At 74.4% G+C, this 24,588-nt stretch carries 26 protein-coding genes; 14 read left to right on the forward strand and 12 right to left on the reverse strand.

What is annotated here, in order from left to right; all coding sequences use genetic code 11:
- Positions 1 to 99 precede the first annotated feature (99 nt).
- The 4 genes from ACZ66Z_RS17075 to ACZ66Z_RS17090 all read left to right on the forward strand — a co-directional run bounded on the left by ACZ66Z_RS17075 (position 100) and on the right by ACZ66Z_RS17090 (position 4,974).
- Entirely contained in the window at positions 100 to 2,157 is a 2,058-nt protein-coding gene (locus ACZ66Z_RS17075; RefSeq protein ID WP_469934848.1) for an N-6 DNA methylase, read from the forward strand.
- A gap of 114 nt (positions 2,158 to 2,271) precedes the next feature.
- Positions 2,272 to 2,859: a hypothetical protein gene (locus ACZ66Z_RS17080; RefSeq protein WP_469934762.1), complete on the forward strand. Its 588-nt coding sequence runs from the start codon at positions 2,272 to 2,274 to the stop codon at positions 2,857 to 2,859.
- Positions 2,856 to 4,427 (forward strand): protein kinase domain-containing protein, encoded by a 1,572-nt coding sequence (locus ACZ66Z_RS17085; protein ID WP_469934763.1) that lies wholly within the window; start codon positions 2,856 to 2,858, stop codon positions 4,425 to 4,427. Before ACZ66Z_RS17080 ends, ACZ66Z_RS17085 begins: the two co-directional genes overlap by 4 nt.
- A gap of 154 nt (positions 4,428 to 4,581) precedes the next feature.
- A complete protein-coding gene (locus ACZ66Z_RS17090; protein WP_469934764.1) occupies positions 4,582 to 4,974 on the forward strand; it encodes an LppU/SCO3897 family protein in 393 nt (130 codons plus the stop codon).
- Positions 4,975 to 5,039: 65 nt separating this feature from the next.
- Here ACZ66Z_RS17090 and ACZ66Z_RS17095 read toward each other — a convergent pair whose 3' ends face one another.
- The 3 genes from ACZ66Z_RS17095 to ACZ66Z_RS17105 all read right to left on the reverse strand — a co-directional run bounded on the left by ACZ66Z_RS17095 (position 5,040) and on the right by ACZ66Z_RS17105 (position 6,508).
- Entirely contained in the window at positions 5,040 to 5,384 is a 345-nt protein-coding gene (locus ACZ66Z_RS17095) for a hypothetical protein (RefSeq protein ID WP_469934765.1), read from the reverse strand.
- Positions 5,381 to 6,025, reverse strand: a complete 645-nt coding sequence (locus ACZ66Z_RS17100; RefSeq protein WP_469934766.1) for an RNA polymerase sigma factor — start codon at positions 6,023 to 6,025, stop codon at positions 5,381 to 5,383. The genes ACZ66Z_RS17095 and ACZ66Z_RS17100 overlap by 4 nt, the downstream gene beginning before the upstream one ends.
- Positions 6,026 to 6,100: 75 nt before the next feature.
- Positions 6,101 to 6,508: a hypothetical protein gene (locus tag ACZ66Z_RS17105; protein WP_469934767.1), complete on the reverse strand. Its 408-nt coding sequence runs from the start codon at positions 6,506 to 6,508 to the stop codon at positions 6,101 to 6,103.
- Between the two features lie 306 nt (positions 6,509 to 6,814).
- On the opposite strand from ACZ66Z_RS17105, the gene helR reads away from it, so the two are divergent.
- The 3 genes from helR to ACZ66Z_RS17120 all read left to right on the forward strand — a co-directional run bounded on the left by helR (position 6,815) and on the right by ACZ66Z_RS17120 (position 10,759).
- Entirely contained in the window at positions 6,815 to 8,980 is a 2,166-nt protein-coding gene (gene helR / locus ACZ66Z_RS17110) for an RNA polymerase recycling motor ATPase HelR (protein WP_469934768.1), read from the forward strand.
- Between the two features lie 43 nt (positions 8,981 to 9,023).
- Positions 9,024 to 9,458, forward strand: a complete 435-nt coding sequence (locus ACZ66Z_RS17115) for a VOC family protein (protein WP_469934769.1) — start codon at positions 9,024 to 9,026, stop codon at positions 9,456 to 9,458.
- Positions 9,459 to 9,913: 455 nt separating this feature from the next.
- Positions 9,914 to 10,759 (forward strand): helix-turn-helix domain-containing protein, encoded by an 846-nt coding sequence (locus ACZ66Z_RS17120; RefSeq protein ID WP_469934770.1) that lies wholly within the window; start codon positions 9,914 to 9,916, stop codon positions 10,757 to 10,759.
- An 88-nt stretch (positions 10,760 to 10,847) separates the two neighbouring features.
- On the opposite strand, the gene ACZ66Z_RS17125 is transcribed toward ACZ66Z_RS17120, so the two are convergent.
- The 3 genes from ACZ66Z_RS17125 to ACZ66Z_RS17135 form a co-directional block, all read right to left on the reverse strand.
- Positions 10,848 to 11,048: a hypothetical protein gene (locus ACZ66Z_RS17125; protein WP_469934771.1), complete on the reverse strand. Its 201-nt coding sequence runs from the start codon at positions 11,046 to 11,048 to the stop codon at positions 10,848 to 10,850.
- Between the two features lie 222 nt (positions 11,049 to 11,270).
- Positions 11,271 to 11,477: a DUF397 domain-containing protein gene (locus tag ACZ66Z_RS17130; protein ID WP_469934772.1), complete on the reverse strand. Its 207-nt coding sequence runs from the start codon at positions 11,475 to 11,477 to the stop codon at positions 11,271 to 11,273.
- Complete coding sequence (locus ACZ66Z_RS17135) at positions 11,459 to 12,301, reverse strand: helix-turn-helix domain-containing protein (RefSeq protein WP_469934773.1); 843 nt, start codon at positions 12,299 to 12,301, stop codon at positions 11,459 to 11,461. The genes ACZ66Z_RS17130 and ACZ66Z_RS17135 overlap by 19 nt, the downstream gene beginning before the upstream one ends.
- A 145-nt stretch (positions 12,302 to 12,446) precedes the next feature.
- Here ACZ66Z_RS17135 and ACZ66Z_RS17140 point away from each other — a divergent pair, with 145 nt between their 5' ends.
- The gene (locus tag ACZ66Z_RS17140; protein WP_469934774.1) at positions 12,447 to 12,830 is read left to right on the forward strand and encodes a hypothetical protein; all 384 of its coding nucleotides are present in this window, start codon (positions 12,447 to 12,449) and stop codon (positions 12,828 to 12,830) included.
- A 187-nt stretch (positions 12,831 to 13,017) separates the two neighbouring features.
- Here the strand turns inward: ACZ66Z_RS17140 and ACZ66Z_RS17145 are convergent, their stop codons facing one another.
- The 5 genes from ACZ66Z_RS17145 to ACZ66Z_RS17165 all read right to left on the reverse strand — a co-directional run bounded on the left by ACZ66Z_RS17145 (position 13,018) and on the right by ACZ66Z_RS17165 (position 16,207).
- Positions 13,018 to 13,524 carry a carboxymuconolactone decarboxylase family protein gene (locus tag ACZ66Z_RS17145; protein ID WP_469934775.1) on the reverse strand — a complete coding sequence of 169 codons (507 nt, stop codon included), beginning with the start codon at positions 13,522 to 13,524 and terminating at the stop codon, positions 13,018 to 13,020.
- Positions 13,525 to 13,647: 123 nt separating this feature from the next.
- Positions 13,648 to 14,292, reverse strand: a complete 645-nt coding sequence (locus ACZ66Z_RS17150) for a DUF6518 family protein (RefSeq protein ID WP_469934776.1) — start codon at positions 14,290 to 14,292, stop codon at positions 13,648 to 13,650.
- 314 nt (positions 14,293 to 14,606) lie between these two features.
- Positions 14,607 to 15,212: a GNAT family N-acetyltransferase gene (locus tag ACZ66Z_RS17155; RefSeq protein ID WP_469934777.1), complete on the reverse strand. Its 606-nt coding sequence runs from the start codon at positions 15,210 to 15,212 to the stop codon at positions 14,607 to 14,609.
- A gap of 60 nt (positions 15,213 to 15,272) precedes the next feature.
- Positions 15,273 to 15,839 carry an HAAS signaling domain-containing protein gene (locus tag ACZ66Z_RS17160; protein WP_469934778.1) on the reverse strand — a complete coding sequence of 189 codons (567 nt, stop codon included), beginning with the start codon at positions 15,837 to 15,839 and terminating at the stop codon, positions 15,273 to 15,275.
- A complete protein-coding gene (locus tag ACZ66Z_RS17165) occupies positions 15,836 to 16,207 on the reverse strand; it encodes a PadR family transcriptional regulator (RefSeq protein WP_469934779.1) in 372 nt (123 codons plus the stop codon). Before ACZ66Z_RS17165 ends, ACZ66Z_RS17160 begins: the two co-directional genes overlap by 4 nt.
- 76 nt (positions 16,208 to 16,283) lie before the next feature.
- Here ACZ66Z_RS17165 and ACZ66Z_RS17170 point away from each other — a divergent pair, with 76 nt between their 5' ends.
- Entirely contained in the window at positions 16,284 to 17,024 is a 741-nt protein-coding gene (locus ACZ66Z_RS17170) for a DUF2625 domain-containing protein (protein WP_469934780.1), read from the forward strand.
- Positions 17,025 to 17,270: 246 nt separating this feature from the next.
- On the forward strand, positions 17,271 to 17,744 hold the full coding sequence (locus ACZ66Z_RS17175; protein WP_469934849.1) for a GNAT family N-acetyltransferase: 474 nt from the start codon (positions 17,271 to 17,273) through the stop codon (positions 17,742 to 17,744).
- A 105-nt stretch (positions 17,745 to 17,849) separates the two neighbouring features.
- Here ACZ66Z_RS17175 and ACZ66Z_RS17180 read toward each other — a convergent pair whose 3' ends face one another.
- Positions 17,850 to 20,252, reverse strand: a complete 2,403-nt coding sequence (locus ACZ66Z_RS17180; protein ID WP_469934781.1) for a YfhO family protein — start codon at positions 20,250 to 20,252, stop codon at positions 17,850 to 17,852.
- Between the two features lie 126 nt (positions 20,253 to 20,378).
- Here ACZ66Z_RS17180 and ACZ66Z_RS17185 point away from each other — a divergent pair, with 126 nt between their 5' ends.
- From ACZ66Z_RS17185 to ACZ66Z_RS17200, 4 genes are all read left to right on the forward strand, one after another.
- The gene (locus tag ACZ66Z_RS17185; protein WP_469934782.1) at positions 20,379 to 21,362 is read left to right on the forward strand and encodes a glycosyltransferase family 2 protein; all 984 of its coding nucleotides are present in this window, start codon (positions 20,379 to 20,381) and stop codon (positions 21,360 to 21,362) included.
- A gap of 80 nt (positions 21,363 to 21,442) precedes the next feature.
- Positions 21,443 to 22,087 carry a SurA N-terminal domain-containing protein gene (locus tag ACZ66Z_RS17190; protein WP_469934783.1) on the forward strand — a complete coding sequence of 215 codons (645 nt, stop codon included), beginning with the start codon at positions 21,443 to 21,445 and terminating at the stop codon, positions 22,085 to 22,087.
- A 19-nt stretch (positions 22,088 to 22,106) separates the two neighbouring features.
- A complete protein-coding gene (locus ACZ66Z_RS17195) occupies positions 22,107 to 23,078 on the forward strand; it encodes a nucleoside triphosphate pyrophosphohydrolase (protein ID WP_469934784.1) in 972 nt (323 codons plus the stop codon).
- A gap of 148 nt (positions 23,079 to 23,226) precedes the next feature.
- Positions 23,227 to 24,510: a cytochrome P450 family protein gene (locus tag ACZ66Z_RS17200; protein ID WP_469934785.1), complete on the forward strand. Its 1,284-nt coding sequence runs from the start codon at positions 23,227 to 23,229 to the stop codon at positions 24,508 to 24,510.
- The last annotated feature ends 78 nt before the right edge of the window (positions 24,511 to 24,588 follow it).

A 24,588-nucleotide genomic window follows, 5' to 3' on the forward strand; every position in this document is an offset into this window, starting at 1 on the left:
GGGGAGTTGGGTCACGTGCCGGAGAACGCAGCAGAGGCGGGCGCGGAGCGGGCGGGCGCCGGAGCGGAGGCGACCGGGGCCGAGGCCGGGACCGCGGAGGTGACCGCCGCCGGGATCGCCCGGCTCGCCGGCGTCGGCCGGGCCGCCGTCAGCAACTGGCGGCGCCGCCACCCCGACTTCCCCAAGCCCGTCGGCGGTACGGAGACGAGCCCGTCCTTCGCCCTCGCGGAGGTCGAGCAATGGCTCCGCGCCCAGGGCAAGCTGGCCGAGGTCCCGCTCAAGGAGCGCGTCTGGCAGCAGATCGCGGGCCATCCGGCCGGGGCCGTCACCGCCCTCGTCCACGCGGGCTGCGCCCTCCTCCTCGTCCGGGACCGGTCCGCGGCCTGGCCCTCGCTCGCCGAACTCCCCGACGGGCGGCTCGCCGAAGTGCTGCCCGTCGCCCTGGAGGAGACGCTCACCGAGCGGCTCGGCCCGGAGCGGGCGGTCCTCACCCCCACCGCCTCCGCGCTCGCCGCCTCCCTCCCGCTCCTGCGCGGGGCCGCCGAGCTCGCGGCCGAGACCGGCGTCCGCGCGGCCTTCGAGTTCCTGCTCGGGCGTCACCTCGACGCCAACCCCCGGCAGTACACGCTCACCCCGCCCGGCCCCGCCGCCCTCATGGCGGCGCTCGCGGCGACCCCGAGGACGGGGCGCGACGGCGTCCCGCTCACCGTCCTCGACCCCGCCTCCGGGACCGGCGGCCTGCTGAGCGCGGTCGAGGGGCCCGGTGCCGTCTGCGGACAGGACGCCGACCACGACCTCGCCGCGCTGACCGCCCTGCGCCTGGCGCTCGCCACCGACGCCGACATCCGCGTCCGGTCCGGCGACAGCCTGCGCGCCGACGCCTTCCCGACGCTGGCGGCGGACGCCGTCCTGTGCCACCCGCCCTTCAACGAGCGGAACTGGGGCCACGACGAACTGGCCTACGACCCGCGCTGGGAGTACGGCTTCCCGGCCCGCACCGAGTCCGAACTCGCCTGGGTCCAGCACGCCCTGGCCCGTCTGCGCCCCGGCGGCACCGCCGTCCTCCTCATGCCGCCCGCCGCCGCCTCCCGCCGCTCCGGCCGCCGCATCAGGGCCGACCTGCTCCGCCGGGGCGCCCTGCGCGCGGTCGTCGCCCTCCCGGCCGGCGCCGCGCCGCCGTACGGCGTCCCGCTCCACCTCTGGGTGCTGCGCAGGCCCGTCCAGGGCGGGCGGCCCGCCGCCGAACTCCTCCTCGTCGACGCCGCCGCCGAGCAGACCGGGCCGGGCCGGGAGGGCCGCGACCGGCTCGACTGGCCGGCCGTCCACTCCGCCGTCATGGACGCCTGGACGCCCTTCGACCGGGACGGGACCCTGGTCGGGACCCCGGGCGCGAGCCGCTCCGTGCCGGTCATCGAGCTCCTCGACGACGACGTCGACCTCGCCCCCGCCCGGCACCTCCCGCCGGCCACCGCCGCCGAGGGCGCCGCCCAGCTGGCCGGGGTCCGCGAGCGGCTGACCGAGACGCTGCACCGCACCCGGGAACTGACCCCGCCGCCCGTGACCGACCCGGCCCCCGGCGGTGCCGGGCTCGGCCGACCCACGACCACCGTCGGCGAACTCGCCCGCGCCGGGGCCCTGTCCCTGCGCGCGGGCGGCGTGGGCACGGCCCCCGCCGACGCCCCGGTCGCCGTCCTCACCGACCACGACGTGCTCGCCGCCCAGCCGCCCTCCGGGACGCTGCCCGACGGCCCGCCCGAGGAGCCGGTCCTCCTCGCCGCCGGGGACGTCGTCGTCCCGGTCCTCGGCGGCGGCGCGGCCGTCCGGGTCGTCGACGCCGCCGCCGAGGGCGCCGCGCTCGGCCGCAACCTCCAGCTGCTCCGCCCCGATCCGGCGGCCCTCGACCCCTGGTTCCTGGCCGGTTTCCTGCGGGCCACCGCCAACACCCGGCAGGCCAGCAGCTACGCCTCCACCGCGACCCGGCTCGACGTGCGCCGCCTCCAGCTGCCGCGCCTGCCCCTGGCCGAACAGCGTCGGTTCGGGGAGCGGTTCCGGGCGCTCGCCGCGTTCGAGGAGTCGCTGCGGCTGGCCGCGCGCCTCGGCGACCAGTTGGTCCAGGGTCTGTACGACGGTCTGGCGGACGGCACCGTCGCCCCCTGAGGGCGTCCCGCCCGGGCTCGCTTCGACAACGGTTCCGGGTATCCCGGAACCGTTGTCCGCGGGGGTGTATACGCTCGTCCCCGCACCCCGATCCGTCCGAGCAGGAGCAGCAGGATGTACGGCCCCCCGCAGGCCCCGCAGGTTCCGCAGCCGCCGAAGAGCCCCGCCTCCGGCGGCCGGGTCGCGCTGCTCGTCCTCTTCTCCGCCCTCGCGCTGCTCAGCTGCGGTTTCCTGGCCTGGGCGCCGCTGCTGCGGCTCGCGGTCGTCACCCGCAGGGCGGGGGACTGGGCGCTGTTCGCCGCGGCGTTCCTGCTGGCGGCGGGCCTCTTCACGTACGCGGGCGTCACCGCCGACGAGGAGCCCACCACCGCGGAGTCCCTCGTCGCCGTCGGCCTCATGGCGGTCCTGGTGGTGGGCTCGATCACGTACTACCTGGTGACCGAGATCCGTCGCCTGGACCGGTCCGGCGTCGCGGCTCCCGCGCTCCGCCCGCCGGGGTACGACCCCGGCTCCGCCGTCACGGTCCCGAGCCCGGGCGGGCACCCGAACCCGTACGCCCGCCCGGTCGCCGTGCCCCCGGCCCACCAGCCGCCCGCCGCGCACGGGCCCCGCATCGACCAGGTCCGGGCCGAGCTCGACGAGCTGAGCGACCTGCTCAGGAAGGACCCCGGGCACACCGGGGAAGGCGAAGGCGGCAGGTGAACGGGCGGGTCATCGGCGGGCGTTACGAGCTCGCCACCGTCATCGGCCAGGGCGGGATGGGGCAGGTCTGGACGGCGTACGACGGGCGCCTCGACCGCCGGGTCGCGGTGAAGCTGCTCCGGCCGGCCGTCATGACGGGCCCCGCCACCGCCGCGGAGGAGCTGCGGCGCCGCTTCGTGCGCGAGTGCCGGGTGACCGCGCAGGTCGACCACCCGGGCCTGGTGACCGTGCACGACGCGGGCAGCGACGGCGACGACCTCTACCTCGTCATGCAGTACGTGGAGGGCGCGGACCTCGCCGACCACCTCGCCGAGCACGACCCGTACCCCTGGGAGTGGGCGGTCAGCGTCGCCGCCCAGCTGTGCGCGGTGCTCGCCGCCGTGCACGCGGTGCCGATCGTGCACCGCGACCTCAAGCCGCGGAACGTGATGGTCCGTCCGGACGGCACCGTGACCGTCCTCGACCTGGGCGTCGCCTCCGTCCTGGACACCGACACCACCCGGCTCACGCAGACCGGCTCGCCCATCGGCAGCCCGGCGTACATGGCGCCGGAGCAGGCCATGGGCGGCGCCGTCGGCCCGTCCACCGACCTGTACGCGCTGGGGGTGCTGCTCCACGAACTCCTCAGCGGGAACGTGCCGTTCGCGGGCTCCACCGCGCTCGGCGTGCTGCACCGGCACCTGTACGAGCCGCCCGCGCCGCTCCGGCAGCTGCGCCCCGAGATCCCCGAGGCGCTCGAAGCGCTGGTCCTGCGGCTGCTCGCCAAGGATCCGCAGGCCCGGCCGTCCGGCGCGCACGAGACGTACGAGCACCTGCTGCCGCTGCTCCCGGCGCGCGGCGCCCCGACGGGGCCGATGGACCCGACCCGGCCGTTCCTGCGCCCGCACGCGCCCTGGCCGGACCGGGCGACGGCGAGGCCCGTGCCGATCCCGCCGGTCCCGGTGGCGCCCCCGCGCCCGCGGGCCGATCCCCGCGCCGACCCCCGGGTGTACGGGAGCGGGCCGCAGCCCGCGCGTCCCGACGTGGCCGCGGCCGTCGACGAGGTGAAGCGGCTGCTCGCGGAGGGTTCGCTCACCCAGGCCGTGGACGTGCTCGGCGCCATCCTGCCCGCGGCGGCGGCCGAACACGGCGAGCGGTCGCCGGTCGTCCGGATCCTGCGCAAGCAGTACGCGTCGACGCTCATGGACGACGGCCAGTACCGGCGCGCGCTGCCGGAGCTGCGTCGGCTCGCGGAGGACCGCGGCGCGGAGGCGGGCCCGGCGGACCCGCAGTTCCTCCAGTTCCGCTACGACGCGGCCCTCTGTCTGGAGCAGCTGGGGGAGGCGGCCGCCGCGCTCGGGGAGTTCCGCGCGGTCCTGCCGTACTACGAGCGGGACCTGGCGCGGGCCTTCGGCATCCGGCAGCGGATCGGGCTGCTGCTCCTGGCGGCGGGCGAGCACGCGGCCGGTCAGGAGGAGCTCCAGCGGCTGCTGTTCGACGCGGAGCGCGCCTACGGCCCGTACCACCCGCTTCCGGTGGACCTGCGGCGGGCGCTCGACCACCAGCGGCAGCTGGGACGACGGGCCTGAGGGGTCCTGGCGGTGGCCGGGCGGTGTCTCCGACGGGGCGACAGGGTCACGACTCGGCATCTGATCACGCGGTGGATCTTCATGATCCTTTTTGCCGGTTTTGATACATGTAACGTTCGCGTCTGATCATGTCCGCGTCCCCAAGGAATCCCACATGACGACGCCGTCCGCTCCCGTCGCCCCCGAGCAGCAGCCCGCCGCCCCCGCCCCGGCGAAGAAGGGCTCCGCGTTCCTCAAGAAGGTCGGCGGCTTCGTCGTCCTCCTCGTCGTGGGCCTCGCGGTGAAGCTGGGCATTCCGTACCTCACGGGCGACGCCCCGGTGCGCGCCGAGGTCGGCGAGTGCGTCACCGTCACGGGCCCCGACGACGCCCCCGAGGTCGACACCGTCGACTGCTCCTCCGGCAAGGCCAACCTGTACAAGGTCGCCAAGGTCGTCGACAACACCTTCGACGTCAACAAGTGCGGCGAGGTCGGCGAGCTCGCGCTCGCGCAGGAGTGGGACGCGGACAAGTTCGTCCTCTGCCTGAACGGGGTCGCCGCGAAGTAGTCGCGCGCACCGCTGACGGCGAGGGGCCGGAACCCACGGGGGGTTCCGGCCCTTCCCCGTACCCCTCACGGGGACTCCACCGGCCGGGGCGACGCCACGGACGGGGCGGACGGCGGATCCGGGGCCGGGGTGGGCACCGGGGGCGTGCCGACACGGGCGGGGGTACGGGCCGGCGGGACCGGGTCCGGGCCCCCCGGCCCGTCCGGGATCAGCACCAGGACGCACACGGCGGCCACGGCGGCGGCCGTCCCGAGGACGGTGAGCGCGATCGCGCGGATCCGGTGCGTCCCCCGGCGGCGCCCCTGTGGAGGAGGGGCCCGACGCAGGTCGCGCGGGGTCACGAGGGCGGCGCGGGCGGCCAGGGCGGCGCGCAGCCGTTCCTCCACGGAAGGGTTCGCGGGAGGGTTCATCGATCGGCCTCCGTCCTCTTCCGCAGCTTTCCCTCCAGGGCGTCGAGGGCGCGGCTCGCGGTGGACTTCACCGTGCCGCGCGACAGCCCGAGCGTCCGCGCGATCTGCTCCTCGGTCAGCTCCGACCAGTAGCGCAGCACGAGCACCTCGCGCTGTCGGCGCGTCAGCTCCGCCAGCGCGTCGAGCACGTGCCGGTGCTCCTCGGCGAGCAGCAGCCGCTCGTCGACGGGCGCCCCGGAGCCCGGGTGGGGCGGGGTGTACGCGCGCGCGGTACGGCGCCGGCGCAGCACGGAGCGGGCCGCGTTGACGACGGCGGTGTGCAGGTACGCCCCCGGGTCCTGGAGTCCGTCCAGGGAGGTCCCGTGGGCGCGGCACACGGCGGCGAACGCGTCCTGCACGACGTCCTCGGCGGTCGGCAGGTCGTCGACCAGGAAGACCGCGAGCCGCACCATGTCGAGCCGCCGGGCCAGGTACAGCTCGGTGAGGGTGGGAGCGGGGCCGTCGCCGCCGTACGGGGTGCCGACGACGCGCGGACGGCGTTCCCGCACCGGCGCGTTCCGGTCACGGGCCGCCCGGGACACGCGCGCGAGCAGCCGGGACCACCAGGGCGGCGCCAGGGGCAGGGGGAGGGCGTACGGCATGGGCCTCGATCCGTCGGGGGCGGGAGGGGCGCGGGCGGGCGGGGCCGGATGACCGGCCCCGCCCGCCGGGCACCGCTACTTGCCGGGCGCGGGCGCGGGCGCGGGCACGGGCGCGGTGACGGGTGCGGGTGCGGGCGCGGGTGCGGCGACGGGCTTCGGGGCGGCGGGCGCCGGGACCGGCGCGGGCACGGCGGGCTTCGGGGCGACCGGCGCGGGGGCGGGCCGGGGGGCCGTCTCCCGGCGCGGCGCGGGCGCGGGCCTCGGCGCGGTCACGCCCTCGGGCGCGGCGACCGGCTTCGGCGCGGCGGGGGCGGCGGCCGGAACGTCCGGGACGTCCGGGGCGGCGGGGGCCGGGGCCGGCTTCGAGCCGGCGTCGGCGACGGCCTGCGCGGCGAAGCCGCCGCCGAGGAGCAGCGCGACACCGGCGACGACGCCCAGGACCCGGGGACGGGGGCGGTGACTCCGCTTGACGTGGCTGGACATGGGATTCTCCCGAGGAAGGTCGGAAACACGGTCTGGAACATGAGCTGAAGGGCGCCTTCAACCCACCAGACGTGCGGCGCCGCCCGAGGTTGCGAACCGGATCCGAGAAATTTCCCCGACAGGCCGGACGAGCCGGACGAGCCGGACGAGCCGGCCAAGGAAGAAGCGGGGAAGAAGCGAGAGGGAAGCACCCACCTCTCGCACTTTCAACCTATAGCGCACAGGGGGGCTTGCGGCAAGGCCCCCTCCGTGGCGCAGAATCGCTCCTCGTAACCCCAGACGATGTGAAAACGGGAGCTTTACGACGTGACGTCTCTTCTTGCCGGTGTGTTCGACCTCTCCGGCAACCTCGCCCCCAAGGCCGACCCGGCGCTCATCGCCGCGGACGAGCGGCACTTCGCGGCCATCGCGCGGTGCCTCGACGAGACGGTCGCCGAACTGTCGGCGCGCCTCGACGCCGAGCGGAAGGCGCCCGGCGGGATCGGCCGGGAGGCGATGGACCGGGACGCGGAGATCCACCGGCTCTCCGGCCGCCTGCGGACGCTGCGCCGCTTCGGCCTGGACCTCTGCCTGGGCCGCGTGGTCGGCGCGGACGACCCCGAGCCCCTCTACGTCGGGCGCCTCGGCCTCACCGACAGCACCGGCCGCCGCCTGCTCGTCGACTGGCGCTCCCCCGCGGCGGAGCCGTTCTTCGCGGCCACGCACGCCACCCCCATGGGCCTGGCGAGCCGCCGCCGCTACCGCTGGACCGGCGGCCGGATCACGGACTACTGGGACGAGGTCTTCACCGCCGAGGGCCTCGAAGGGCACGCCGCGCTCGACGACCAGTCCGCCTTCATCGCCAGCCTGGGCGGCAACCGCTCCTCCCGCATGAGGGACGTGCTCGCCACCATCCAGTCCGACCAGGACGCCATCATCCGCGCCGGCTCGCGCGGCGCCCTCGTCGTCGACGGCGGCCCCGGCACCGGAAAGACGGTCGTCGCCCTGCACCGCACCGCGCACCTGCTCTACTCCGACCCGCGCCTCGGGCACCGCCGGGGCGGCGTGCTCTTCGTCGGCCCGCACCAGCCCTACCTGAACTACGTCGCCGACGTCCTGCCGAGCCTCGGCGAGGAGGGCGTACGGACCTGCACCGTGCGCGACCTGGTCGCCGAGGGCGCGAGGGCGACGGTCGAGACCGACCCGGAGGCGGCCCGCCTGAAGTCCTCCCGGGACATGGTCGCGGCCATCGAGAAGGCCGTCGCGTTCTACGAGGAGCCGCCCACCGAGGGCATGACCGTCTCCACCCACTGGTCGGACATCCGGCTGACCGCCGCCGACTGGGCGGAGGCCTTCGACGCGGTGGAGCCGGGGACCCCGCACAACGAGGCCCGCGAGCAGATCTGGGAGCACCTGGTCTCCCTCCTGTTCGACAAGTACGACGGCGAGGAGGTCCCGGAGGCGCAGTTCCGGAAGTCGCTACGCCAGGACCGGGAGCTGACCGGCGCCCTCCACCGCGCCTGGCCGATGCTGGAGGCGGCCGACCTCGTCGGCGACCTGTGGACGGTCCCCGCGTACCTGCGGATGTGCGCGCCCTGGCTGACCCCCGACGAGGTGAGGCGGCTGCGGCGCGCGGACGCCCAGGCGTGGACGGTCTCGGACCTGCCGCTCCTGGACGCGGCCCGGCAGCGGCTCGGCGACCCGGCGACGGCCCGGCTCAACCTCCGGCGCAAGGCCACCGTGGCCGCCGAACGCGAGCGCATGGCCGGCGTCATCGACAGCATCGTCGCGGCCGACGCCGACGGCGAGGGCGCGGTCACGATGCTGCGGGGCAAGGACCTCCAGGACAGCCTGATCGACGAGGACGCCCTGCCGACCGCCGAACTGGAGCCGCTCGACGGCCCGTTCGCGCACATCGTGGTGGACGAGGCGCAGGAGCTGACCGACGCGGAATGGCAGATGCTGCTCCTGCGCTGCCCGTCGAAGAGCTTCACGATCGTCGGCGACCGCGCCCAGGCCCGGCACGGCTTCGTCGAGTCGTGGCGGGAGCGCCTGGAGCGGGTCGGCTTCGACCGCATCGAGACGACGTCCCTGAGCATCAACTACCGCACGCCGGAGGAGGTCATGGCGGAGGCCGAGCCGGTCATCCGCGCCGCGCTCCCGGACGCCAACGTGCCGACGTCCATCCGCGGCAACGGCATCCCGGTCACCCACGCCCCGGTCACCGACCTGGACGCGATCCTCGACACCTGGCTCACCGAGAACGCCGAAGGCGTCGCCTGCGTCATCGGCTCCCCGACGTTCGCGGAGCGCCCCCGGGTCCGCTCGCTCACCCCGACGCTGTCGAAGGGCCTGGAGTTCGACCTGGTCGTCCTCGTCGACCCGGAGTCCTTCGGCGAGGGCGTCGAGGGCGCGGTCGACCGCTACGTGGCGATGACCCGCGCGACCCGGCGCCTGGTGGTCCTGACCAGTGCCGCGACCCACGGGTCCTGAAAAGGACGTGAGGGGCGCGGGCCCTCCTTGTTACGGTGCCCGGATGGCATCGATCAAGGAGTTCCAGGTCACGTTCGACTGTGCGGAGCCCGTGCGACTCGCCGCCTTCTGGTGCGAGGTCCTGGGGTACGTCCTGCCGCCGGCCCCGGAGGGGTTCGCGACCTGGGAGGAGTACGACCGTTCGACGCCGACCGAGGAGCAGGACCGTTACTTCGCGTGCTCCGACCCCACGGGGGTGCGCCCGCGCCTGCTCTTCCAGCGCGTTCCCGAGGGCAAGGCCGTCAAGAACCGGGTGCACCTCGACGTGCGGGCCGGCACCGGGCTGGTGGGCGAGGAGCGCCTGGCCGTCCTGGAGGCCGAGTGCGCCCGCCTGGTGGAGCTCGGCGCGACCCACCTGAAGACGCTGTACGCGGACGAGGAGAACGAGTCCTGCATCAACATGCAGGACATCGAGGGCAACGAGTTCTGCCTCGACTGAGCGTCCTCCGCACGTCCTCCGCGACGGCACGAAGCGGCCTCCGCCCCCCCCGCCGGGGAGGAGGCCGCTTCGGCGTGCCGGGTCCCGGGGTGCCAGGATCCGGGCGTCAGGGAACCGAACTTCCTCGTGGGTCCGACCGGTGACGACTCCGGAAGGCGTCGGAGCGGTCGCTCGTCGTGGACCGGGTCGGGCGGCGCCACGATCCGGGACGCGCCGACGTCCTTTCAAGTACCGGGGTAAGTACCCACCCCACCCCACCCGTTCTGAGTGGTCACGGCTGGGGGCGCGCGTCGCGCGAGGGCGTCACCCACACGAGGGAACTGTGCCAACTCGGGTGGATTTCACGGTGGTTGCCTGGCATATGCTCCGGGCTGACCGAACTGAAAATGCTCGGCCCCCGACGGGAGTCGCAATCCCGGCGGGGGCCTGGCCATCGAGGAAGCAAGACCTTCCCCATGGATACCCAGCACCTTAGCGCGCCCGTTCCCGGCGCGGGCGTCATCCACGTCAACGTCACCCACACGACGCGCTACATCGTCGTCGGCAACCACCTCTCGCAGCACGGGCACCTCTCGCTCACCGCGATCGGTCTCGCCGTCCACATCCAGTCGCTGCCCGCCGGCACCCGCATCGGCGTCAAGTCCCTCGCCGAGCAGTTCCCCGAGGGCGAGATCCGCATCGCCGCCGCCCTCCGCGAGCTGGAGACCCACGGCTACCTGGCCCGCATCCGCGAGCGCCTCCCGAACGGGCGGATCGTGACGCGTACGTTCTCGTACAACAACCCGGGCGCGATCGAGCCGCCGGAGCCGGAGCCGGAGCCGGACTCCGACCCGGACCCCGACCCGGACCCCGACCCGGAGCCGTCGCGGGAGCCGGTACGGGACGAGGCTCCCGCCGTCCCCCGGAACCCGGCCACCGAACTGCTGCTCGACCTCCGTCGCCACGACGCCCGCTTCCTGCTCTCCGCACGGGACATCCGGCACCTGGCCCCGGCCGTCGACGCCTGGTTCGCGAGGGGCGCGACCTCCGACGCCGTCCGCCGCACCCTGCTGGCCGACCTCCCGGACCCCCTCAGACACCCGGCGGGCCTCCTCTCCCACCGCCTGAACGCCCTCCTCCCACCGCCGCTCCCCGCCGTGCCCCGGGTCCAGGGCCCGCCCCCGATCCAGACCTGCGTCACGTGCGAGGAGGTCGCCTTCCGGGCCTGGGAACCGGGCCGCTGCCCCGACTGCGAGGCGGACGCGGACGCGGATGCGGCCGAGGCGGCGGCGAGGGCCTGGCTCGCCGCCGACGCGGCCTAGGGCCCGTCCGGCGGCTCGGGGCCGGACGGGCCCTGGTGCGGCACCGGTCTTCGTCGTGATGGTCCGGACGGGTCGTTCGCCGGTCTGCTCAGGGACCGGTGCACTCCCACCGGCGGGCGGGCGCGCCGTTGTCCGTGCGCCAGTCGGCGATCTCCGGGTACGTGCCGCTGTTGGCGTTCTGGAGCGTCCATCCGCTTGCGGCGCTCGCGCTCGGCACCTGGACGGTCGTGACCAGCGCGCCCGCTGCCAGGGCGGCCCCGACCAGGCGCATGACGGCAGTCTTCTGCATGAGCAGTCCCCCGTTGTTTCCCGGGCCGCCGTGTGGCCGGCGGCCTGTTCGCCACGGAAGTGAGCACGACCATCAAGGCCCCACCGTGCGCGCTCGGGTGGCGACTCGTTCCGCCAACTCCCCGGCAGGGCCTGGACCGAGGGGGAAGGCCCGTCCTTCCCCGCCGCCCCAGATCCTCGTGCCGAGCACGACGGGGAGCGCCGCCCCAGGCGGTCGGACGGTTCAGGCGCTGAGCTGCCCGCCCTTGACCCCGGCGACGAAGGACGCCCAGGCGCCGTTCCCGAAGACGAGCGCGGGGCCGGCGGGGTTCTTGGAGTCGCGGACGGGGGTGTGGGGGAGGCGGTCGGCGACTTCGAGGCACTCGCCGCCGTCCTGGTTGCTGTACGAGCTCTTGCGCCACATGAGGGTGCTCAGATCGACGGCTCGCACGATGCTTCCTCCAACATCCACATGATGAACTTCCGTGAATCTACCGGGGAAAGGGCCAGATCACGGACCAGATCGTATCGGACCTGGAGTCTCTCGACGGCGGCCGAATCCTCCACCAACTCGCCTGAATAGCCGGTCTCCACCCAGGCCACGGGGCGCCCGTCCGCAAGCCGCAGGAACATCGTGTGGGTGTTCGTCAGCGCGTGTGGCCCGATCGAATTCAGCAGGACCTGGATCGTGATGTTCCGGTGGTCGCTCATCTCCAGCAGGTACTCCAGCTGCTCCCGCCACTCGCCGAGGTCGGGCAGCGGTGTGCGCAGGACCGTCTCGGACAAGATCGTGTGGAACGGTGGTGCATCCTCTCCCGCCAGCAGCTCGCGACGGCCTATCCGCGCTTCGACCTGGGTGGTCAGCTCGTCCCCGTGCATGCCGCCTGCGGCGAGCAGGGTACGGGCGTAGCCCGGTGTCTGGAGGAGGCCCGGTGGTGCCGTCACCGCGTAGTGCCACAGGCTGATCGCCTCCGCCTCCAGCGTCATGTACCTGCGGTACCGCTCCTTGAACTGCGTGGGGTCCCCCACCGCCAGCTCCCACAGCGCCAGCAGCATCCGCCCCGTCCCGTAGTACTGGTCCAACGCCTGGACCACCTCCGGGCCGCCGAGCGTCTCGCCCTTCTCCATCTTCGAGAACAGCGACCAGTCCCAGCCCGCCACCTCGCCCAGCTTCCGCAGGCTCAGGCCCCGCTCGGTCCGCAGTGACTTCAGCTCCTCCGCGAACCGCTTCCTCGGCTCCTGGCTGCGGCCCGTCACCACCCGTCTCGTCGGCATCGCGCGCACTCCCTTGTGGAAGATGTGGAACTACCCGCGCGACCTGGGGAAGTACAGCCCGACACCGCTCCGGGTCCTCTGTCTCCCGGGCCATGCTCGTAGTGCCGGGATCACAGAGGGTAGTCCACCGGAGGGAGCGGCATCCATGGAACTCGGAGCTTGGGTCTACGACCAAGTGGCCGGTGTGGTCGGTGAGTTCAAGGGGGTTGCCGGGCCCTACGCGATGCTCCGGCCGGTCGGCGGCGGGCGCGAGTGGCAGGCGGATCCCGCCGGTCTGCGTCCGGCCACGCCCGCCGAGCGGCTGAGCGCCGGCGTGCGGGCGGCCAACGAGCGGGCCAGGGCCGGGACGGCGGAGCCCGTACCCGACCTGAGCCGCCCGCCGGAGCCCGTACCGCACTGCGTCGCGTGCGCGCTGCTCGTACGGGACCGGCGGGAGGCCCGGAAGCGGTTCGACCACAGTGCGGTGACGGACGCGAACGTGCTGCTCCGGCGCCACCTGTGGCAGGACCATCCCCAGGGCCTGTCCTGAGGGGCGAAACGGCCCTGTGGGCGAGGGGCCGTGGACGGCCCGCCCCTCATCCCGGTCCTCAAGGGGATCAGGGAGTGGCGGGGGCCGGCCACCCGCTACGACAAGACAGTCGCGCCGGACGCGTCCGGGGGTCGGCCCGCCCGGATCCCGCCTCGGGACCCGGGCGTCGAGCCCTGCCCGGGCGGCCTCACTTCCACGGGTCGGCGAAGGACCGGCCCGGCACCGGCTTGGCGATGAGCGCCACGGCGATGAAGAAGTTGACCTGGCCGATCGCGAACATCAGCGTGGCCAGCGCCTTCGCCTCGTAGTGCTCGGCTGCCCGTGCGTACAGCTCGTCGGAGACCCTCTCGCCGTCCGCGGACGGCTGGAGCACGGCGTCCACGAGTGCCAGCGCGGCACGCTCCGCACCGGTGAAGTACGGCGAGTCCTGCCAGGACGCCACCGACGTGATCCGCTCCTCCGACTCCCCCGCCTTGCGCAGGAAACCCGTGTGCAGAACGGTCAGGTAGGTGCTGCCGACGATCTGACCCGCGCGCAGCTGGACCAGGCTGATCGTGGAGCGCGGTACCGAACCGTTGCCGGTGACCTTGAACAGCGCCGCCGAGACCTCCGCCAGCTCGGGGACGAGCTCCGCGGGGTCCTCGGCCATCCGCGGAACCATCGGGACCTCTGCCGTGATCGAACGCGTTTCCATCGCCGTCTCCTTCGGGCTTCGTGTCGATGTCACTGCCCTGACGGAGCGCGGCCGGGAGGTGTGACACGGAAGCCACCCCCTAGTAGCCCTCGGATCATGCCGCGGTATCAGGGGACGCACGAATCAGCCGAGGACCGCCTCGAGCAGCTTCACGAAAGCGAGGTAGGCCAAGAGTGAGAAGGGAACGGCGGTGACGAGGGTCAGTGCGCGTTCCCTGTGAGTACGGCCCATGAGCAGCGCCACGAGGACCATGGCGGAGAGGCAGGCCCATGCCTGGGACGCGTAGTGCAGGCCCCACGCGTAGTGGACGGCCTCCATGCCGAAGACGCCCGCGAGGGCGGCGAGGCCGACAACGCGGTGGCGCGGGTCGTCGCCTCGCCACCAAGATCCCGCGATGCCGAAGAGGGGGCCGGCGATGAATGCCATGCCCAGCCAGACGAGGGGAGCGAACAGAGATCCCATTCCATCGCGCACGACCTCTGCGTAGCCGTAGTAACCGACGACGAGGCCGGACTCGGCGCACAGGCCCACGACGGCGGCCGCGGGCCGGCTGACCTGCCGGGCCCACAGCGCGCCCGCGGCGAAGGCGGCGACGGACCAGACGGCGCCGGAGTTGGCGATCTGGTTCCAGGCCCCCGGAAGCCAGCCCTGGGCCAGGTTGGTCAGTACGCCGAGAAGAATGCCTCCGGCCGATGCCGATACCGTCGCGAGGGCCCGGACTCTTCCGCTCGTGCCGGGCGCCGAGATGGCGACAGGGGACGGGTTCATGGTGGAGCTCACTTCTGTTTCCGAGGACGCGAGGTTCACGCCCCGTGGTGCAGTCATGAGGATGCGCGGAACGATGAGTGCGTTCCCTTGATCTGCGGACTGGGCCTCGCGAGCCCTGGCTGCTGTACCCGCTCCGAGCCCCGCCTCGCGCAGCCGCTCCCGTTCGGCACCTGTCGCGTCACCCCGTCCCGCGACCGCGAAGCCGTGATCGCCGGCCTCGCCCTTCCCTGGAACTTCCGGGGCCCGGAGGTGTCCTGGGTTCTGTCTGACAAACGATCTCGATCGGGTTCGCGGAGCCGGACATCGGACAGGCCCTAGGCGCGGGGCTCCCGCTTCATGGACCACAGGACCGGGCCGCCGCCCGGGAGTGCGAACTCGTCGCGGACGACGAAGCCGAAGTGCTCGTAGACCGGCAGGTTGTCCGGCTTGGAGGACTCCAGGTAGACCGGCAGGCCGTCCGCGTCGGCCTTCGCGAGGCCGGAGCGGAGGAGGGCGGAGCCGTGGCCCCGGCCCCGGGCGGCGGGGTCGGCGCCGATGACGGCGAGGTACCAGTGGGGTTCGGTGGGTCCGTGTCCGGCGGCCGCCGTGACGGCCTCCTGGAAGGCCGGGGCGCGGTCGCCGAGGATCTCGACGAGCTCCTGGACGGTCTCCGCGTCCGGGACGGCCTTGTCCGCGCCCTCGGGCGACACCCAGAAGGCGGCGGCCGAATCGGTCCGCTCGCAGACGCCGTGGAGGCCGTACTGCCGGGTGAAGAGGGTCGTGAAGTAGCGGCCGAGGCCCGCCTCGCGGGTGGTGGCGTCGGGGAAGAACCAGCGCATCATCGGGTCGTCGCCGAAGGCGGAGGCCAGGGTGCGGCCGACCATGCGGGCGTCATCGATCGTGGCCGTTTTCGGTGTGTTCGCCAGGGTCATGCGGGTCATTCTGCACCCGTGATGATCTTGGTCGGACGAGGGGGTGGTCCCTCCGGGTCCCACCCCCGGTCAGGCCGCCCCGGGCCGGGCGCGGAGCAGGCGCACCGCCGCCGTGGCCGGCAGGGCGATGCCCAGGACGAGGAGGGCGAACAGTTCCGTCGGGCCGACGCGGGCGGCCAGGAGGAAGGCGCCGAGGAGGACCACGATCGGGGTCGTGAGGGTGAGGGCGGTCGCGACGGTCTTGGTGCGCTGCTCCCACGCGTCGGACGTCCACAGCAGGCCGAGGCCCGCGAGGAGGACGGCCAGGCCGGCCAGGGGGGAGGTGAACGTGGCGACTCCGCTGACGCCGAGCAGGACGGCGGTGGTCACGCTCCGGGACCTGGGCCGCGCCTTGGGCTCGGCCTCCGGTGCCTCCGGCTCCTCCGCGCGGGCGGCCGCGACGATGGCGGAGGGACTGCCGAGCCGTTCGAGCGCCGTGCGGACGGCCTCCGGGTCCTGCTCCTCCCCGACGGCGACCGCGAGGTGTTCGCGCAGGTCGGCGAGGAGCTCCTCGCGGCGCCCGGCGGGCAGGAAGGACGCCTCCCGCTCGATCGTGGCGAGGTAGTCGGTCACGAGGGGGTGTTCGGTGCCGGTCATGCGGAGCCTCCGTGGGGTGCGGTCAGGAAGTGGTCGACGCCGTCGCGGAAGCGCGGCCAGCTCTCGGCGAACTCGGCGAGCGCGGTCCTGCCGGGCGCGGTGAGCGTGTAGTAGCGGCGGGCGGGGCCGGTGGCCGACTCGCGCAGCTCGGTGTCGACGAGCCCGTCGCGGCGGAGCCGGGACAGCAGGGGGTAGATCGTGCCCTGGCTGGTGGTCATGACGCTGACGGCGGCCAGCTCGTCGAGGACCTCGACGCCGTAGCGCGGACCGTCGCGCAGCAGGGCGAGGACGCAGTACTCCAGCACCCCCTTGCGCAGCTGACTGGCGACCCTTCCGGACGCCTCTGATCTTGCTTCGCCAGGAACCATGCAATGCAAGATACCCCCCGAAGTGCCGTCGATCAACGGAGAACCGCGAGGGGACGGTGCGTGCGACGATGCCAGGGTGCGAGAACCGCGTGGACTGAGCGAACTGACCGAGGTCGAGGACCCGGCGTGGCCGCTGCTCGAAGCGGAGCTGCGGGCGGCGGAGGTGCCCGTCGAGCTGCTGGACGCCGACCCCGCGCGAGGAGCGGCCACGCTCCTCCAGACCCAGGTCACCGTCCGCTCGTACCTGGGCGCGTTCCTCTTCCGCACCGGCGGGGCGCTCGTCGACGACGGCTGGCTGCGGCTGTACGGCAGCCCGGCCGTCCACAACGACCGGCGCCTGCCCGGCCTCGCCCGGGTCAACGGCTACCCCGCCGAGCCCGACCCCGCCTGGCGGCCCGCCGCCGGACTCGTCGTCGCGCACGACGTGCTCGGCGGGGCCTTCGCGATCCAGGGCGGTACGGAGGAGGAGACCGGACTGCCGGGCAGCCCGGGCGAGATGGTCTACTTCGCGCCCGACTCGCTGCGCTGGGACGCGATCGGCGCCGGATACGGGGCCTGGCTGTCGTGGGTGCTCGCCGGGGGCGCCGAGGAGTTCTACGAGGGGCTGCGCTGGCCCGGCTGGCGGGACGAGGTGCCCGGTCTCACCGGTGGCGAGGGCCTCAGCCTCTACCCGCCCCTGTGGTCCGCCGAGGCGCACCGGGACCTGGCCGCGACCAGCCGCGCGGTCGTCCCCCTGGGGCAGCTGCTCGGACTCGGACGCGAGACGGCCGTGCAACTCGACGGAACGGACCCCGGCTTCCTGGGGGAGGACGTGTAGGACCGGGTCCGGCCCCCGGCGGCGGGCTCCGGGTGCCGGGCCTCGACGACGTCGACGGCCACCGACGTCCGCGGCGGAAGGAAGGACGACCATGACCGGGGACAACGGCCGAGGGATCCGGGACGTCGACGCGTGAAGCAGGAACGACAGGAACGACAGGAACGACAGGAACGACAGGAACAAGGAGAGGGAGGGGGCGGGGGAGACCTCGCCCGCACGACCGTACGGACGGGGCGGCTCGACCTCGTGCCGCTCGCCGTCGCGCACGCCGAGGAGATGGCCGGGGTCCTCGCCGACCCCGCCCTCCACGCCTTCATCGGCGGCACCCCGCTCACCGCGCCCGAACTGCGCGCCCGGTACGAGCGGCTGGTCGCCGGATCGCCCGACCCGGCGGTCGTCTGGTGCAACTGGGCGGTGCGGCTCCGGGCGGAGGACCGGCTCGCCGGGACCGTGCAGGCGACGGTCACCGACGGCGGGCGGACCGCCGAGGTCGCCTGGGTCGTCGGGACGGACTGGCAGGGGCGGGGGATCGCCCGCGAGGCCGCCGGGGGGCTCGTCGGACTGCTCGTGGAGCGGGGCGTCCGGACCGTCGTCGCCCACGTCCACCCCGACCACGCGGCCTCCGCCGCCGTCGCCCGCGCGGCCGGTCTCGCGCCGACGGACGAGACGCAGGACGGCGAGGTCCGCTGGGAGGCCGTGTGCGGCGGGGCGGTCGGGTGAACCGTGCCGCCGGCGACCGTCGCCCGCGCGGTTCCGGCGAGCCGGCCCCCCGGGACGGGGCGCCCGTCGTCCCCGCCGGGGGCGTCCCCGTCGTGGGCGCGGCCGTCACCGGGGCGATCGTCCGCCCCCGACGCGCCCGCCCCCGACGCGCCCGCCCCTGACGCGCGCCACGACCACCCCCGCGAGCCCCAGCGCCGCCAGTGCCCCCGCCGCCAGGCCCGCCCGCAGGCCCGGTGGGCGGAACGTGCAGGAGAGTTCGCCGCGCCCGGCCGGGACGGCGAGGAGGCCGCCGTACGAGGTCGGTTCGGCGCCGTCGCAGTGCCAGCCCGCGATGCGGGGCGTCGCCACGACCGCCGTGCCCGCGCCCGCCGGGAGCGTGGCCCGGACGCCGTCCGGGGTGACGCGGATCGAGGTCGCCGCGCGGGCGCGCAGGACCGTCACCGCCGCGCGGAGGCGGTCGTGGTCCAGACAGCCCAGCTCGCCCGGCCCCGGCAGGACCGGCTTCAGGCCGGGGACCCGCTGGACGCCCAGGGACGTCAGGGCCGCGCGGCGCTTCGGGGTGCCGCCGAGGAGGCGGACCGGGGCGTTCCCGCCGAGGCGGGCCGTGCCCGTGGCGTCGGGGGCCCAGAGGAAGACCTCCGTACCGACCCGGCACGCGCCCGCGTGCGGAGCCCCGTACACCCGGGCGCCGAGCAGGAGTTCCTGGTTGCGGAAGGGCGAGGGGCCGTAGACCGGGGGCGGGCCCGGGGGCCGTACCGTCACCAGCGGCAGGTACGCGTCCGCACGGACGACCTCGCCGTCCCGCCACCGCGCGCCCACCCCGAACAGCGCGTCCGTCACCGGACCGTCCAGGCTCAGCAGGTTCCGGCCGCGCGAGGTCCAGCCGCCGCCCAGCGCGGCCAGGGTCGCCGTCAGGACCGCCGGGGTGTGGCTGCTGTAGTACGCGGCGCCCTGGCCGCCCAGGAGCAGCGGGTCGTTGCCCGCGACCCGGGGAAGGCCGGAGTCCGTGCGGTACGCGGGCCAGCCGTCGGCCGCCGCGAGCGCCGCCGCCCGCCGCGCGTGCTCCGCGCCCCACGGCGGGTAGTCGTCGAGCCGGGCGAGCCGCTCCCGGTCCGCGTACGCCGTGGTCGCCGCCGCCTGGCCGAGGAGCGTCCCGGTCACGAGGAGCGCGGCGAGGAGTCCGTACCGGCCCCGGCGGGGGAGGAGGAGCGCGGCCGCCACCGCCGCCAGGCCCGCGCCCGCGAGGAGCAGCGCCCAGGAGGTGAGGAGCGGGCTCGGCAGGGCCCCGGCGGTCAGGGCCAGGACGACCGCCGTCCCGCCGAGCAGCGCCCTGCGGTCCGGGAGGCCGTGGGCGAGGCCCGTCCAGGCGGCGAGCACGAGGACGCCGGACAGGACGAAGGTCTGGCGGTACGGGCTGCCGTTCGGGGTGGCGAAGACGTGCCAGACGAGGTGCGTCGGGCCCCACTGCATCGACACCGCGACCGCCGCGCACAGGCCGCCCCACAGCCACCGCTCCCGGCCCGGCGCGTCCCGGCGGAAGAGCAGCGCCCCCGCGAGCAGCGGCACCGCCGTGCAGACGAAGGCCGCCGGGGTCGCGAAGCTGTAGGTCACCGGCAGCAGCCGGGCCAGCACGTCCGTGCCGGCCGCCGGGGCGAAGTCCCGGACGACGCCCGGGTGGGCGTGCCGGGAGCCGAGGAAGACCGGCACCAGGACGGGGGCCGCGAGACCGACGCCGAGGGCCGTCGTCACCGCCGCCCGGAGCAGCGTCCGCCACCGGAAGGAGTCCGTGGCCGCCAGGCGGACCAGGAGCACCAGGGCGGCGCCGAGGGTGGCCATGTACGCCGTGTAGAAGTTCGCGAGCCAGCAGACCGCCACCACCAGGGGCCCCAGGAGCGGCCGGCGGCCCTCCCGCGCCCACTCGCCCACCAGGCAGAGCAGCGGGAGGGCGATCAGGCCGTCCAGCCACATCGGGTTGTACGCGCCCTCCGCGAGCGACCACCCGCACAGCGCGTACGAGGCGCCCAGCACCGCCGCCCACCACCAGGTGCCGTCCGGCCCGATCCGCCGCAGCAGGAACGTCATCGCCGCCGCCGCGACCGCCGTCTTCAGGACGGTGATCCCGTACACCGCGTACTCGATGTCGCCGCGCGGGAAGAGCGCGACCAGCGGGGCGAAGGGGCTCGACAGGTAGGTGCCGTAGTCGGGCAGGAAGCTCGTGCCCCAGCCGGCCTGCCAGTCCAGCAGCAGCCCGCCGTCCGCCCGGCCGCGCAGCAGGTCCCACAGGTGCGCGTGGAACGGCACGAACTGGTTGGCGAGGTCGTTGACGGCCCGGTGGCGCGGACCGAAGGGGAAGACCCGGGCGACGGCGTCCCCGCCGCAGACGGCGACGACGGCGAGGACGCCGGCGAGCACCGGGGCGAGCCGCCCGGCGGGGTCCCCGGCGAGCGACGGGGCGAGCGGCCCGGCGGGGCGGACGGAGGGCGACGGGGAGCGCGTGGCGTTCTGCATGACCGTTCGAATATGCCAGCGTCCCCCCGGGAAGGAGCGGGCCCGCGAGGCCAGTTCACGCGATGGTCGTCTGGAGGTCATCCACCCGGCCCGGCCGGGTCACCGGGCTCCGTTGTCGTGGTCCGCGTGCTGCTCTCGATCGTCGTCCCGTGCTTCAACGAGGAGGCCGTCCTCGCCCGCTTCCACGATCACGTGACCGCCGAACTCTCGCGCCTCGACGGTGAGTTCGAGCTCGTCTACGTGGACGACGGAAGCCGGGACGGAACCCTCCCGCTGCTCCGGGAGCTCGCCGGCCGCGACCCGGACCGGGTCCGCTACCTCTCCTTCAGCCGCAACTTCGGCAAGGAGGCCGCGATGCTCGCCGGACTCCGGAGCGCCGCCGGGGACGCCGTCGTGATCATGGACGCCGACCTCCAGCACCCGCCGGAGCTCGTGCACCGCATGGTCGCCCTGCACGCCGACGGGTACGACCAGGTCGTCGCCCGCCGCACCCGCGAGGGCGACCGGGTCACCCGCACCCTCACCGCCCGCCTCTACTACCGGGCGATCAACCGGCTCGTCGACGTCGAGCTCGTCGACGGCGTCGGCGACTTCCGGCTCCTGTCGCGGCGCACCGTCGACGCCGTCCTCGAACTCGGCGAGTACAACCGCTTCTCCAAGGGACTCTTCTCCTGGGTCGGCTTCCGCACCACGACCTTCTCCTACGAGAACGCCGTCCGCGAGCAGGGCCGCTCCAAGTGGACCTTCGGCAAACTCCTCAACTACGGCCTCGACGGCCTCCTCTCCTTCAACAACAAGCCCCTGCGGGCCGCCGTCCACCTCGGGCTCCTCCTCACCGTCGTCGCCCTCGGCTACGCGGCCTGGATCGTCGGCGACGCCCTCGTCAACGGCGTCGACACCCCCGGCTACGTCACCCTCCTCGTCACCGTCACCGCCCTCGCCGGCGTGCAGATGGTGATGGCCGGGCTGATCGGCGAGTACGTCGGACGGATCTACTACGAGGTGAAGCGGCGGCCGCACTACCTCCTGAAGGAGACGAGCAGTGCTCCGGAAGCGGCCGACACCCGGGTGACGGGTGAGTCGTTGTGGGAAACAGTCGCTCCGAAGTAGTGGCTCCGGCCCCGGCGACTCCCTACCATCGATCACCGCAAGGTCGTTCAACTGACGCACGACCAGCCCGGGAGGCTCCTTTGCACCGCCGCACTGCGCTCACCGTCTCCGCCGCGCTCCTCGCCGCGGCCCCGCTGCTCACCGCCTGCGGCAGTGATGCCCATCCAGGAGCGGCGGCCGTCGTCGGCGGCGAGCGGATCGAGGTCTCCAGCCTCCAGGCACAGGTCGCGGACGTGCGGGCCGCGCAGGCGGCCTCGCCGCAGTCCGCGCAGCTCGTCGCGGCCACCGGCGACCTCGGCCGCCGCAAGCTCAACGTGATGATCTTCGACCGGGTCGTCGACGAGGTCGCCCGGGACCACGGCGTCACCGCCACCCGCGCCGAACTCCAGCAGGCCAGGACCTCCTTCGTCCGCCAGAGCGGCGGCGAGAACCGGCTCGCGGCCGTCCTCCTCCAGGAGCAGGGCGTGGCGCCCGACCAGATCGACGCGTTCGTCCGCCGCAACGTCCTCATGAACGAGATCGCCCAGAAGCTGGGCGTCACCGAGAGCCCCGAGGGCCAGAAGAAGCTGACGGACGTCTTCTCCGCCGCCTCCAAGGAGCTCGGCATCGACGTGAACCCGCGCTACGGCCGCTGGGACGACGCCCAGGTCCGGCTCTCCGACACCACGGCCCCCTGGCTCCGCCAGATCAGCCGGGACCCGGCCGCCGTCCCGTCCGGGGCCTGAGTCCGGGTAGGTTCGAGGGGTGACTTCTGAGAGCCCCGGCCGCATCGTCCTGCTCACCGCCAGCCACCGCGTGGCGCCCGGACTGCTGTCCTGGCCCGCCTGGCAGGCGCTGCACGGGGCCGACCGGGTGCTCTGCCCCGACGAGGACCACCCCCAGCTGCCCTACCTGCGGGAGGCCGGCGTCGCCGTCGAGCACGTCCGGCCCACCGCCGAGGAGCTCGTCGAGGCCTGCGCCGGAGGCCGTACGGTCCTGCTGCTGCCCTCCGGCGAGGGGGACCGGGCGCTGACCGACGGCCTCGCCCGGCTCGCCGGCTCCGGCCGCGTGTCCGTGCCCGACCTGGAGCTGCTGCCCGGCTCGTACGACCTGCCCGGCGCCCGCCTCCTCGACCTCGTGCAGATCATGGACCGCATCCGCCGCGAGTGCCCCTGGACCTCGCGGCAGACCCACCGGGGGCTCGCCAAGTACGCCATCGAGGAGGCGTACGAGCTCGTCGAGGCGATCGAGGAGGGCGACCGGCGGGAGCTGCGCGAGGAGCTCGGGGACGTGCTGCTCCAGGTCGTCTTCCACGCCCGGATCGCCGAGGAGGACGCCGAGGAGCCGTTCTCCGTGGACGACGTCGCCGGGACGCTCGTCGAGAAGCTGATCCACCGGCACCCGCACGTCTTCGGGGACGCCACCGCCGAGACCCCCGAGGACGTCCACGCGCACTGGCTGCGCACCAAGGCCGTCGAGAAGCAGCGGGAGTCCGTCACCGACGGGGTGCCGCTCGGGCAGCCGGGGCTCGCGCTCGCCGCGAAGCTCGCGGGCCGGGTCCGCGCGGCGGGCCTCGACGTCGGGCTCCCGGCGGGCGAGGGCGTCGGCTACGAGCTGCTCGCGCTCGCGGCCCGCGCCGACGCGGCCGGGGTGGACCCGGAGGCGGCCCTGCGGGCGGCGGCCCGGACCTACCGCGACGCGATCCGCGCGGCGGAGGGGCTGAAGGAGGCCCCCTAGGTTCTGTCGTCGCCTTCCCGTCGTCGCCTTCCCGTCGTCGCCTTCCCGTCGTCGCGGGGCGGACGGGAAGGCGACGACGGGCCCCGGGGGCGCCGGGGCACCGCTTCTCCGCGTCTGCTCCTCCGGGGCCGCCCTGTACGGTCGTGCCGTGAGTACGACCCCCGGTCCCGTCCCCGCGCCCGAGCTCTTCACCTGGGAGTTCGCCGGCGATCCGTACCCCGCCTACGCCTGGCTGCGGGAGCACGCGCCCGTCCACCGGACGACGCTGCCCAGCGGGGTCGAGGCCTGGCTCGTGACCCGGTACGCGGACGCCCGTCAGGCCCTCGCCGACCAGCGGTTGTCCAAGAACCCCGCGCACCACGACGAGTCCCCGCACGCCAAGGGGAAGACCGGCATCCCCGGCGAGCGCAAGGCCGAGCTGATGACGCACCTGCTCAACATCGACCCGCCGGACCACACCCGGCTGCGGCGGCTCGTCTCGAAGGCCTTCACCCCGCGCCGGGTCGCCGAGTTCGCCCCGCGCGTGCAGGAGCTCACGGACCGGCTCATCGACGCCTTCGCGGAGAAGGGGAGCGCCGACCTCATCCACGAGTTCGCCTTTCCTCTCCCCATCTACGCGATCTGCGACCTGCTCGGCGTGCCGCCGGAGGACCAGGACGACTTCCGGGACTGGGCCGGGATGATGATCCGGCACGGCGGGGGGCCGCGCGGCGGGGTCGCCCGGTCGGTGAAGAAGATGCGCGGCTACCTCGCCGAGCTGATCCACCGCAAGCGCGAGGAACCGGGCGACGACCTCATCTCGGGGCTCATCAAGGCCTCCGACCACGGCGAGCACCTCACCGAGAACGAGGCCGCCGCCATGGCCTTCATCCTGCTGTTCGCCGGCTTCGAGACGACCGTCAACCTCATCGGCAACGGCGTGTACCAGCTGCTGCGCCACCCCGAGCAGCGCGCGCGGCTCCAGGCCTCGCTCGCCGCCGGGGAGACCGGCCTCCTGGAGACCGGCGTGGAGGAGCTGCTGCGGTACGACGGGCCCGTGGAGATGGCGACCTGGCGGTACGCGACGCGGGCGCTGACCGTCGGCGGGCAGGAGATCCCGGCGGGCGACCCGGTGCTCGTGGTGCTCGCCGCCGCCGACCGGGACCCGGAGCGGTTCGACGGGCCGGACGCGCTCGACCTCGCCCGGCGCGACAACCAGCACCTCGGCTACGGGCACGGCATCCACTACTGCCTGGGCGCGCCGCTCGCCCGCCTCGAAGGACAGACGGCGCTCGCGACCCTGCTGACCCGGCTGCCGGACCTGCGACTCGCCGCCGATCCGGCCGAACTGCGGTGGCGCGGTGGGCTCATCATGCGTGGTTTGCGCACGCTTCCGGTGGAGTTCTCCCCTTCCGTACCGGTCCCGTCCACTGATGCGCCATCAGAAATGTGATCTTCGTGTGATCGTGGCGCCATCGACTTGTGACGGACGTTCGAATGCCGCTACGTTTCCCGGCAGTCTCAGCCGTCA

It is taken from the genome of Streptomyces sp. NPDC107498 (genome assembly GCF_055582805.1).

Bases quoted from the DNA above. Each gene is read 5' to 3' on its own strand.
- ACZ66Z_RS17160 (WP_469934778.1), bottom strand. From the start codon at position 15,839: ATGACCGGCACCGAACACCCCCTCGTGACCGACTACCTCGCCACGATC.
- ACZ66Z_RS17140 (WP_469934774.1), top strand. From the start codon at position 12,447: ATGGAACTCGGAGCTTGGGTCTACGACCAAGTGGCCGGTGTGGTCGGT.
- ACZ66Z_RS17080 (WP_469934762.1), top strand. From the start codon at position 2,272: ATGTACGGCCCCCCGCAGGCCCCGCAGGTTCCGCAGCCGCCGAAGAGC.
- ACZ66Z_RS17105 (WP_469934767.1), bottom strand. From the start codon at position 6,508: ATGTCCAGCCACGTCAAGCGGAGTCACCGCCCCCGTCCCCGGGTCCTG.
- ACZ66Z_RS17150 (WP_469934776.1), bottom strand. From the start codon at position 14,292: ATGAACCCGTCCCCTGTCGCCATCTCGGCGCCCGGCACGAGCGGAAGA.
- ACZ66Z_RS17180 (WP_469934781.1), bottom strand. From the start codon at position 20,252: ATGCAGAACGCCACGCGCTCCCCGTCGCCCTCCGTCCGCCCCGCCGGG.
- ACZ66Z_RS17145 (WP_469934775.1), bottom strand. From the start codon at position 13,524: ATGGAAACGCGTTCGATCACGGCAGAGGTCCCGATGGTTCCGCGGATG.
- ACZ66Z_RS17125 (WP_469934771.1), bottom strand. From the start codon at position 11,048: ATGCAGAAGACTGCCGTCATGCGCCTGGTCGGGGCCGCCCTGGCAGCG.
- ACZ66Z_RS17135 (WP_469934773.1), bottom strand. From the start codon at position 12,301: ATGCCGACGAGACGGGTGGTGACGGGCCGCAGCCAGGAGCCGAGGAAG.
- ACZ66Z_RS17165 (WP_469934779.1), bottom strand. From the start codon at position 16,207: ATGGTTCCTGGCGAAGCAAGATCAGAGGCGTCCGGAAGGGTCGCCAGT.
- ACZ66Z_RS17115 (WP_469934769.1), top strand. From the start codon at position 9,024: ATGGCATCGATCAAGGAGTTCCAGGTCACGTTCGACTGTGCGGAGCCC.
- ACZ66Z_RS17120 (WP_469934770.1), top strand. From the start codon at position 9,914: ATGGATACCCAGCACCTTAGCGCGCCCGTTCCCGGCGCGGGCGTCATC.
- ACZ66Z_RS17155 (WP_469934777.1), bottom strand. From the start codon at position 15,212: ATGACCCGCATGACCCTGGCGAACACACCGAAAACGGCCACGATCGAT.
- ACZ66Z_RS17100 (WP_469934766.1), bottom strand. From the start codon at position 6,025: ATGCCGTACGCCCTCCCCCTGCCCCTGGCGCCGCCCTGGTGGTCCCGG.
- ACZ66Z_RS17095 (WP_469934765.1), bottom strand. From the start codon at position 5,384: ATGAACCCTCCCGCGAACCCTTCCGTGGAGGAACGGCTGCGCGCCGCC.
- ACZ66Z_RS17090 (WP_469934764.1), top strand. From the start codon at position 4,582: ATGACGACGCCGTCCGCTCCCGTCGCCCCCGAGCAGCAGCCCGCCGCC.